Origin of the sequence: Ilyobacter sp. (assembly GCF_041583315.1) — a bacterium.
Lineage (GTDB): Bacteria > Fusobacteriota > Fusobacteriia > Fusobacteriales > Fusobacteriaceae > Ilyobacter.
This window is the reverse complement of the sequence record NZ_JBFHGC010000031.1, coordinates 1-9,660: the sequence shown is the minus strand read 5'-3', so window position 1 is coordinate 9,660 and position 9,660 is coordinate 1. Positions and strand designations below refer to the sequence as shown.

The following is a 9,660-nucleotide window of genomic DNA, read 5'->3' as shown; positions in this document are numbered from 1 at the left end:
AGACAGGCTAGACCCCAGGGGATATGATGTTATTCCGATAGCTGCTCCAAATGAAACAGAAAAAAGACACCATTATCTGTGGAGATTCTGGATAGATTTCCCCAAGGGGGGACATATTACTATATTTGACAGGACATGGTACGGAAGGGTCCTTGTGGAAAGAGTAGAGGGGTTTTGTAAAGAGGAAGAGTGGCATAGGGCCTATCACGAGATAAATTCCATGGAATCCCAGTGGTCAGATGACGGTGCCGTGGTATTGAAATTCTGGTTGCATATAAGCAGTGAAGAGCAGCTCAGACGGTTTAAGGAGAGGGAGAAGACATCATATAAAAACTGGAAGATAACAGAGGAAGACTGGAGAAACAGAGAAAAGTGGAATCTTTACAAAGATGCTGTGGAGGATATGGTAACGATGACGTCTACAGACAGTTCAGAATGGTATGTCATTCCCGGTAATTCAAAGCGTTATGCCAGGTTGAAGGTGATGGAAATAATAATCAGAGAGCTGGAAAAGGCACTTAAAAAAAGGGAGAAATAATCTCCCTTTTTTCTTATCTTGTGAACAGATATTCCTGTGAGCTGATAAGTTTTTTATTGTTTTTAATTTTTGAATAACTTCCGTCTTTTTCCTGAAACCTCAATTTTACGTTATCCTCTAAGATAGAGTTTAAAATCTCCATGACTTTTTTATAGGATGAGGATTCTTTTACGGGAAACATTGTTTCGATTCTTCTGTCGAGATTTCTGGTCATCCAGTCAGCACTGGCAAGATACAGCTCTGGGTCACCTCCATTTTCAAAATAGTAAATTCTGGAGTGTTCTAAGTATCTTCCCAGAAGACTGAATACTTTTATATTATCGCTGATATTCTCGATTCCGGATTTGAGACAACATGCCCCTCGGACTATCAGAATAATTTCTACTCCTGCTCTGGAAGCATCATAGAGTTTTTTTATTATGTTTTCGTCTACCAGGGAATTTAGTTTTACTATGATTTTTCCTTTCTTATTATTTAAGGTGTTGGATATCTCCCTGTCTATGAGCCTGTAAAATTCATTCCTCATATTCTTTGGGGCTACTATGAGTTTTTTCCAGGGGAATCCTTGGGAAAAACCTGTGAGCAGGTTGAAAAGGTTGCTCACATCGGCAGCAAGTTCCTCGTCTGTGGTGAGGAGAGAGAGGTCTGTGTAAAGTTTGGCAGTGGAATTGTTATAGTTTCCTGTACCCAGATGAAGATACCTTTTTATCCCAGAGGGCTCTCTTCTTACTATGAGCAGGCATTTAGAATGAACTTTTAGACCTCTGACACCATAGACAACGTGACATCCTGCCTTTTCTAATTCTTTTGCCCACATTATATTTCTTTCCTCATCAAATCTGGCCTTTAGCTCTACAACGACAGTTACCTGTTTATTGACCCTGGCGGCGTTTATAAGAGATTTGATTATGGGGGAGTCACCACTTACCCTGTAGAGGGTTTGTTTTATTGCCAGGACATTTTTATCCACGGCAGCGGCCTCTATGAGGTCAGAGACATGTTCGAATGAGTCGTACGGGTGTGACAGGATCACATCCTCTTTTCTGATAGATGAAAAAATTGATTCCTTTTCCAGATGCTTGTACCTTTTCTGAGGCTGGTTTTTATATTTTAAAGTTTCAAGCCCCTTAAAATTCATAAATTCAAAAAGGAATGCAAGGTCAAGAGGGCCTGATATTTCATAAAAATCATTATTGGAAATTTTCAGATTTTGGAAGAGAAACTCCCTTGATTTCTCTGGCATTTTTTGACAGCACTCTACCCTTACTGGCTCTCCCCATTTTCTCTGATGGATTTCTTTTTCGATCTCTATGAGAAGGTCTTCTGCTTCCTCTTCATCGATTATCATATCTGCATTTCTTGTGATTCTGAAAATCCCGGTTTCTTTTATCTTCCATCCAGGAAAAAGGTTGCCCAGTTTTTCCTGGATGATATCCTCTATAAGGATAAATTCCTTTCTAGACTTAGACGGGAGCTCTAACAACCTGTCAACCACCTTGGGTACCTGGACGATGGATATCTGTTTTTCTGTCCACGTTTCAATATTTACTATCAGATTCAGAGTCCCGCTAGAGATATGCGGGAAAGGTCTGGAGATATCTATGCCCATGGGAGTCAGTATGGGGAAAAGTGTCTCTTGATAAAATTCATCTACATACTCTTTCTGTTTTTTATCCAGCTCAGAATGGGTTTTTATTTTCAGATGATCTTTTTTTAGAAGTATTGAAATTATCTCGTTATAGGAATCATACTGTTCTTTTACAAATCTTTTGACTCTTTTATTTATTGCAGTCAGCTGTTCCTGTGGAGTTAGTCCAGAGAGGTCTTTTTTTATCATTCCCTCTTCATACTGCGCCATAAGTCCTGCCACTCTTACCATGAAAAATTCATCAAGGTTTGAGGAGGTAATGGCTAAAAATTTCAACCTCTCCAAAAGAGGTTCCTGGTTATCATTTGACTCATCGAGAACTCTTTGGTTGAATTCTAGCCAACTGAGTTCTCTATTGAAAAAATGACTGTAATTATAATTATTCTCCATGGCGCCTCCTGTCTAATTTCAGTACTGGATTGATACCGAAGATATCTTTAAAGAATTTTTTCTGATGCTCAAAGAAAATAGTTTCTATGCGGTAGTTTTCCTCTGTGACTACATGCACTATTATCTCATCTCCCTTGAGCTTCAGATTGATCTCTTTTGCCTTTTGATTCTTACTCCTGTCTAAAGATACTGTTAGCTTCAGTATAGCGGCAAGCTTCATGATATCCATCTGTTTATGAGATGGAATACTTTCCATACTCTCTATGTTATCTACTCTGATTGGAGAATCTACATTATGAAAGCGGCACAGAAGTCCTATTATTTTCAGATCATCTTCTACAAGTCCTGGAATAAAGGAGTTTGTTAATATATATTGAGAGTGCTTTTGATGGGCACTGAAATTGATATATTTTCCTGTATCGTGGAGATAAGATGCCAGCTCCAGATATTTTTTTTCATTTTCCCCCATGTTGTGAAGTGGACTTAATACTTCAAAGAAGTCTTTGGAAAATTTTCTGACAAAGGTGGAGTGCCCCAAGTGAAAACTAAATTTATTTGCCTTATCCATGACGGCCTGTATGGTAAGATCCCAAAGTTCATCCTCTAGAATCTTTTTTTCTTTTGGGAAAAAGTGCTCATAGGCCATGAGATATTTTGTGTCATAGTAGAAAATTTTTGTTTCAGAAATTTTAAAATATGAGGAGATATATTTTAAAAGGCAAAGTCTGGCATATGTTCTCACAGATTGTATAGGGGTTGTGCCAAATTTTTTACTTATCCCGCTGAAAGACTGAGATTTCAGTTTGTTTACCAGTTTATCAAGGTTGTCATATGAATATACAGAGAGCTCTCCCTCAGTGCCTGTGAAGATATTTTCACTTTCACCAAGAAGTATCACACTCCCTATTTTTTTTCTGCCTGCTTCTTTTTTTATCTCCTCTAGATAATTATCCACATATTCCTCTATAAATTTCATGCTCTCTTCTGAGGTGAGATTATGCTCCTGTATGAGCTCTGCAAATTTATACCCTCCTGTGGAGATGGATTCATTTATCATGAGCTTTTTTCCGTTTATTATAAAAAAATCAGTGGTAGTTGATCCGATATTGAGAAGCATAGTATTTTTTTTCTGAGGGATGATCTCTTTTTTTCTTACGAGAAATTTTTTAAAAAGGAGTTTCTTTTTTTCAAAATTTGTAAAAACCTCAACATCGAGGCCCACTTTTATTTTGATCTGATCCAGAATAAAAAGAATATTTTTCACAGTATCAAAACTGCTTGTTGTAACTGTGAGGATATTTTTTACACCGTAGTCTTTTGAAAGGGCCTTCATTTTATTTAGTATAATACATAGTTTTCTTCCCTTCTCAAAGGAGATGCAGTTTACTTTTTCTGATCCTAGAAAAATATTTAGCTCTTCGCTTATATTTTCCAGAATTCTTATTTTATTTTTTGATTTTTCACAGATTATCATCTCTACAGCTGTAGGGGAAATTTCTATTACTGAAATCACAGGCATAATAGACCTCCATAAACTTTTATGTAATAAACTTTCGAAGGAAATCAGAAAATCCTTTGTAAAATATTATCTAAATAGAGTAAGTGATTTTAACAGGGGTGTTTTTAGTTATTTTCTCTTATAAACTCAACTATACTCTGTTCAGGAGGTAGATTATGAAAAAAATAGGAATTATAGATATAGGATCAAACTCCATGAGGCTTGTTATTTTTAGGGTTACCCCGGCCAAAAACTTCTGTGTGATAGAAGACGTAAAAGAAAGTGTGAGGTTGGGAGAGGGGGTGAACAGCACAGGAAAACTAAAGCTAAAAAAAATAGACCTGGCATATCACACCCTGAAGATATTTAAGGGAATATGTGCCCAAAATGAAACTGATGAGATTATAGCCTTTGCCACAGCAGCAGTCAGAAACGCTACAAATTCCCATCTTCTCATAGACAAGGTGGAAAAGGAGCTCCAAATGGAGGTCAAAATTTTTACAGGGGAGGAAGAGTCGTATTACTCTCTTTTAGGAGCCACAAACAGCCTGGATATAGATGAAGGTCTTCTCGTAGACATGGGGGGAGCAAGTACAGAGCTGGTATGGTTTAAGAAGCGGAGAGTCCACAAGTGGGTAAGTCTTAATTTTGGATCGGTTACACTGGCCCAGCTGGCTAATGTAAAAGAGAGAATCTCTGATTATGCAGAGAAAAAACTCAAGAGCTATATAATAGGAGAATATGAAAAAGTTTCCTGGCTGAAAGAGGTGGGTGATATACCCCTTGTAGGAGTAGGTGGGACCATCAGAAATATGGCAAAGGTGCACTCTATAATGTGTGAATATCCTCTCAATATTCTTCATGACTACAGTCTGAAAGATGAAGACGTAAATGTAGTATTTGATTATGTGAAGAAAAAAAGTTATTTGCATAAGCTTGAGATAAACGGACTTTCAAAATCCAGGGCGGATATTTTTACAGGGGCTCTCTGTGCCGTGGTGGAGCTTTTAAACTTCACAGGTGTGGAAATGGTCATAATAAGCGGCGTCGGTATAAGGGAAGGAGTGCTGTACCAAAAACTAAATGAGTACGGGAAACATGTGGAAAATGTTTTTGAAGATTCTCTTTCAGATGTAATGGAGCATTTTGACCTCTCTGAGGAAAGCGGTGAGAGAGTATACAAAATATTCATGAAGATATTTGAGAACATGAAGCCACTTCACGGGATAGCGGAAATAGAAGACAAGGTTATAAGAACGGCCTCATACCTGGGAAGGGCGGGAGTCAACATAAACTATTATGACAACCCACTTCATTCCTTTTATATGATAATCAATTCGGGCCTGAAGGGTATAAAACACAGAAAACTACTGATGGCTGCCCTAATTGTCTCGCAGCAGGATAAGTTTAACGATATAGCTAAAGACTACGGGACGATACTGGGCAAAAAAGATATAAGGGTGATGGAAAAACTCTCGGTGATGCTTAGGATCTCCAAGATATTTAACAGGGTATTTTTATTGGACAGTGATCGGCTGAGTATAGAGGTGGGAGAGGAAAGTGTGACTTTTCATGTAGAAAATGAAGATCTGCTGGATGTACAGATAAGCAGAGTACTTATGTCTGGAAAAAGATTCAGAGAAGCTTTCGGGAGACAGCTTATAGTCACAAAGAAAAAATTTCACTGAGAACCGAGTTTTCATATAAAAAAGTACAGCTGCAAAAAGTTATTACAGCTGTACTTTTTTTATAAATATCTCAATGACTTCAAAGTGACTGGTAAATAACCCGTCCGTCATGTGTGGCAGGCGGTAGTATGGATCAAAGTGCAACATCAATAACAGTGGTAACTGCTTTTACAGGTAACATGAGTACTGAGCAACCGGTAAAAAGAAGCATTGTTAAAGTCAAAATTATAATTTTCATAAAAAACCTCCAGCTAGTGTTTTTTGAAGATGTTTTAGCATATTTTCTACTTGTTTTAATTTTTTTCTTCTTCTGATTTATGTTCGGGCTTTAAAAATTTTTCCATTTCATTTTTTATTATTTCCCGGAGTTCTCTCACTTCCAGATTTTTTATCTTCTTTTTTTCAAATTTTTTTGAATTTTTTGAAACCTTGGAAGTCTCAACTGGGATTTTTACAAATTCTCCGGTCCTTTCCTCCGGAGAACAGAGATTTTTCTTGTCCTCTGCAAAATGACCGCATTTTTTACATATATATCTTCCGTTTCCTGTCATTTCAATATATTTTTCAAGTTCCTTGCCTTTTAGGTCATAACAGCACTTACACATTTTTGTCATATAATATCACCTCTTAAAATAATTTACCCATTAAAATCTCGTTTCCTTGATATTTTGTAGGAAAAATGCCAGTTAATGGGAAAATAGTAAAAGGAAAAAGGAAGACGGAGGGGTTCTTATGTACAGATTTTGTGATTTTTCTGATGAAATGGAAAACAGGGTAAAAATGGTGGATAAAGCTCTTAAAGATTTGAGCCAGAGCAACGATCCTGAAATAGTTCACAGGTGCAGGGTGAGTGTGAGGAGAATAAGAGGAATACTGAAATTATTTGGTTCTTCAAAAGAGGCGGAGGGGAGAATAAAAAATATCTCCGAAATATTGGGACCTCTGAGAGATATAGAGGTTCGGATAAGGATTTTAAGTGAAAGAATCGAAGAAGATCCCACATTACTAACAGTGCTAGACGACCTTCTTTATGAAAGAGAGCTCATAAAAAGAGGGGCCTTAAAAATCATGCCCACATTTTCCGGTGAAAATTTCTTGCATGAGATCAGAAGTTCAATGGATGAAAAAAAGAGATACAAATATGATATTTACACTTATCTCTATAAGAGAGTCGCTGACATTATAGGTTCCTGGCCTGTGTCGGAAAATCCAAAAGATGTGCATGAACTTCGTATAAATATAAAAAAAATAAGATATATGCTGGAGTTGGTTTCAGAAAAAGATAAAAAATATGAAAAGCTTATTCTGACCCTGAAAAATTATCAGGACTGTCTGGGAGAAATACATGATTTTGATGTGTGGGTTGAGACTTTCCTTGAAAGGTGGAGCCAGTTTAATAGCCTAATAAATTTTTTGAATGAGAAAAGACATAGTAAAATTATAGAATTTAAATCTCTTGTTCATGAAATACCGGAAACTCTTAAAAAAATATTAGAGACCGTGGCTTCAGAAATATCTGAAGAATTTGAAGTTTTTCAGGAGATGCGTTCCATAAGGTATTCCAGGGAGAAAAAGATTTTAATGGCTCAAAAGTTTACAGAAGAGTTTTCAGAAGACCTAGAGCACCTGAACAGAGTGAGAGAAAGGTCGGTAAAAATCTTTGAAATCCTAAAAGGAGTTTTCGGACTCAATGCAGAAGACAGATATTTTTTGGAAACAGGAGCACTCCTCCATGATATCGGATATATAATCCCATATGGGAAACATAATGTCAACTCATTCAGAATGATATCTTTTAGTGACTACCTCCCGTTTAGTTTTCGTGAGAGGATTATAATAGCTCTGATGGTTAAAAATCACAGGGGAAAAATTGAAATAAAAAATAAGTTTGAGAAGATTCTTCCGAAAAAAGAGATAGACAGGATAATGAAACTTTCAAGTATTCTTAGGACAGCAGACGGGATGGATCTTGGAGAGTCAGAATGGGTAAAGGATTTTAGTGTTGATATTTCAGAAGGTAAGCTGGAGTTTCGTATAGGAAATGTCTCTGAAAATCTGAAAAATAGATTATATAAAAAAAGTGCTCTTCTGAGAGAACTTTTTGAAAAATATGCTCTAGAAAAAAGTGGAAATGGGTAAAATCTCATCTTCACTTTTTATTTTTATATGGGATAATATCAATTTTTAAATTTGGTTCTTTCAGAGCATAGGTCTTCTTATCCTTTGAAAACCTTTGCTTTTGTTGTATAATGCTTTGAAAACTTTATTTAAAATTACAGGAGGCTAAGAATGTTATTTGGAGACAGATTCAAAATAAAAATAAGTGAAAATTCAGAAGGGGTAGAGCTTGTTGTTTCAGGAGTTCCTAGAGGGATAGAGATTACAGCAATGGATTTTGGGAAAGACCTTGCAAGACGTGAGATGGAGGGAGTTACCATAAACCCTGAAGAAGAGATAGATGTAGTTTCCGGGATAACTGAGGAAAAAACCACAGGAGAGGATATCAGGTTTGAGTATAAAAAAGGTGATGTGGTATCTGCAGTAATTTTGGCTGGGGTACTGGCAAAAAAGATCGTAAAGGGCGGTATAGAGGGTAAAACTATTGATATAGGTGGGATAAGCACCAATGAAAAGAATAATGAATATATAAAAATAGGTATTCAAAAAATGATAATGACTAAAGATTCCTTCGGAGGAAGCGTAGAGTGTTCTTTACCTGAAGGGATGGATGTGAATCTTATAAAGGCTGATCTTTCTAAACTTCTTTTTTCAACTGTTCCAGAAATAGAAGCCGTTCAGTTTGGACTAGGAATAAAATCAACCAAAGTGACTGCTCTGTCGGAAAAGGTTTATCCAAAGATGGTTCTAGTGACCTTTTCTCCAAACAAAGCTTTAAAATACCCATGCATCGCTGCAGTAATGGATGTATTTGTAGAGGCCGCAACCGCCGCCGTGGTAGCGGATAAATTAATTTAAATAATATTTCCCTGATAAAACATATATAAAATATATAGATAATCGAAATAATATATATTTTGTAAATTAAGAATGGCGTGCTATACTCTTTACATAAGAAGAATTTGAAAACCTATTGAGGAGGTAGCCGCCATGGAAAAGAATGATGATTTAAAAAAGATTTCTGAATATCTTGATTTTTTAGAAAAAGAGGGTCATAAAGTTTTAGATAACAGTGTGGACTGGGACAGCCTTTATGAAGAGGAAGATTCCTACGAGGATATAGTTTTTAATTTTTAATACAGTAATTTCATTGTAAAAAGGGAGGATTAAATATGAAAAAGAATATGGATTATGAAAAATTTTGTGAGTATATATCTTATGTTGAGAAAAACAGGTATGAGGTATTGAAAAGCAATGTAGACTGGGACAGCCTTTATGAAGGTGAAGATTCTTACGAGGATATAGTTTCTAATTTTTAGGTAAAAAAAATTTACTTACAAAAAATGCTTAGGAAGGGAAGTGAGCACCTCTTGTGTTGTTTACTAGCTCAAATTTTATAGATTAAGACTCTCAGACGATAGTGTATAGAGGGTCTTTTTTTTATATTATAAATTATGTAATATCAATTCAAGAGAAATATGCAAATAATAAAATTAAATTAAGAGGGGTCTTTCCAAAATTATGTGTAAATTCGGAAAGACTTGCCCCCCACTATTAATCAGTTTTTATAATTCTATAGTCTTCAATCCGATTTGTTACTCCTAAAGAATCGAGTTTTTCCAAAAAGGCCAGTGCAAACTTTCTGCTTGTTTCAAGGATTTCTCTTGTTTCAGCTAGAGTTATTTTTCCGTTTATTTCAGCTTTTTTTCTTATTCTCTTTTCTCCCTCATTAAAGAATCCCTTCATAAAAAAGATATCTTCTTGAAGGGGGATGAGAAGT

The 9,660-nt window shown here is 36.1% G+C and carries 9 protein-coding genes and 1 pseudogene; 6 read left to right on the top strand and 4 right to left on the bottom strand.

Translation table 11 applies throughout. From position 1 onward, the window contains the following. Positions 1-538 (top strand): annotated as a pseudogene (locus ABZA26_RS02225) (phosphate--AMP phosphotransferase); the annotation flags it as partial. A gap of 13 nt (positions 539-551) precedes the next feature. Here the strand turns inward: ABZA26_RS02225 and ppk1 are convergent. Beyond that, positions 552-2,576, bottom strand: a complete 2,025-nt coding sequence (gene ppk1, locus ABZA26_RS02220) for a polyphosphate kinase 1 (protein WP_372712893.1) — start codon at positions 2,574-2,576, stop codon at positions 552-554. Continuing rightward, on the bottom strand, positions 2,566-4,095 hold the full coding sequence (locus ABZA26_RS02215; RefSeq protein ID WP_372712892.1) for a hypothetical protein: 1,530 nt from the start codon (positions 4,093-4,095) through the stop codon (positions 2,566-2,568). Before ABZA26_RS02215 ends, ppk1 begins: the two co-directional genes overlap by 11 nt. Before the next feature lie 155 nt (positions 4,096-4,250). On the opposite strand from ABZA26_RS02215, the gene ABZA26_RS02210 reads away from it, so the two are divergent. Then, positions 4,251-5,762 carry a Ppx/GppA family phosphatase gene (locus tag ABZA26_RS02210; RefSeq protein WP_372712891.1) on the top strand — a complete coding sequence of 504 codons (1,512 nt, stop codon included), beginning with the start codon at positions 4,251-4,253 and terminating at the stop codon, positions 5,760-5,762. Positions 5,763-6,055: 293 nt separating this feature from the next. Here ABZA26_RS02210 and ABZA26_RS02205 read toward each other — a convergent pair whose 3' ends face one another. Continuing rightward, positions 6,056-6,376 carry a hypothetical protein gene (locus ABZA26_RS02205; RefSeq protein ID WP_372712890.1) on the bottom strand — a complete coding sequence of 107 codons (321 nt, stop codon included), beginning with the start codon at positions 6,374-6,376 and terminating at the stop codon, positions 6,056-6,058. Positions 6,377-6,494: 118 nt separating this feature from the next. Here ABZA26_RS02205 and ABZA26_RS02200 point away from each other — a divergent pair, with 118 nt between their 5' ends. The 4 genes from ABZA26_RS02200 (at position 6,495) to ABZA26_RS02185 (ending at position 9,199) form a co-directional block, all read left to right on the top strand. After that, positions 6,495-7,901 (top strand): CHAD domain-containing protein, encoded by a 1,407-nt coding sequence (locus ABZA26_RS02200; RefSeq protein WP_372712889.1) that lies wholly within the window; start codon positions 6,495-6,497, stop codon positions 7,899-7,901. A 150-nt stretch (positions 7,902-8,051) separates the two neighbouring features. Continuing rightward, a complete protein-coding gene (locus tag ABZA26_RS02195) occupies positions 8,052-8,738 on the top strand; it encodes a chorismate synthase (protein ID WP_372712888.1) in 687 nt (228 codons plus the stop codon). Between the two features lie 132 nt (positions 8,739-8,870). Then, entirely contained in the window at positions 8,871-9,017 is a 147-nt protein-coding gene (locus tag ABZA26_RS02190) for a histidine kinase (RefSeq protein WP_372712887.1), read from the top strand. A gap of 35 nt (positions 9,018-9,052) precedes the next feature. Next, positions 9,053-9,199 carry a histidine kinase gene (locus ABZA26_RS02185; protein ID WP_372712886.1) on the top strand — a complete coding sequence of 49 codons (147 nt, stop codon included), beginning with the start codon at positions 9,053-9,055 and terminating at the stop codon, positions 9,197-9,199. A 235-nt stretch (positions 9,200-9,434) separates the two neighbouring features. On the opposite strand, the gene ABZA26_RS02180 is transcribed toward ABZA26_RS02185, so the two are convergent. Beyond that, positions 9,435-9,660: SelB C-terminal domain-containing protein (locus tag ABZA26_RS02180; protein WP_372712885.1), on the bottom strand; the 226-nt coding region annotated here is incomplete at its 5' end.

What these genes read in the sequence shown, in the direction of transcription:
- ppk1 (WP_372712893.1), bottom strand. Translation starts at nt 2,576, where the DNA reads ATGGAGAATAATTATAATTACAGTCATTTTTTCAATAGAGAACTCAGT.
- ABZA26_RS02215 (WP_372712892.1), bottom strand. Translation starts at nt 4,095, where the DNA reads ATGCCTGTGATTTCAGTAATAGAAATTTCCCCTACAGCTGTAGAGATG.
- ABZA26_RS02210 (WP_372712891.1), top strand. Translation starts at nt 4,251, where the DNA reads ATGAAAAAAATAGGAATTATAGATATAGGATCAAACTCCATGAGGCTT.
- ABZA26_RS02205 (WP_372712890.1), bottom strand. Translation starts at nt 6,376, where the DNA reads ATGACAAAAATGTGTAAGTGCTGTTATGACCTAAAAGGCAAGGAACTT.
- ABZA26_RS02200 (WP_372712889.1), top strand. Translation starts at nt 6,495, where the DNA reads ATGTACAGATTTTGTGATTTTTCTGATGAAATGGAAAACAGGGTAAAA.
- ABZA26_RS02195 (WP_372712888.1), top strand. Translation starts at nt 8,052, where the DNA reads ATGTTATTTGGAGACAGATTCAAAATAAAAATAAGTGAAAATTCAGAA.
- ABZA26_RS02190 (WP_372712887.1), top strand. Translation starts at nt 8,871, where the DNA reads ATGGAAAAGAATGATGATTTAAAAAAGATTTCTGAATATCTTGATTTT.
- ABZA26_RS02185 (WP_372712886.1), top strand. Translation starts at nt 9,053, where the DNA reads ATGAAAAAGAATATGGATTATGAAAAATTTTGTGAGTATATATCTTAT.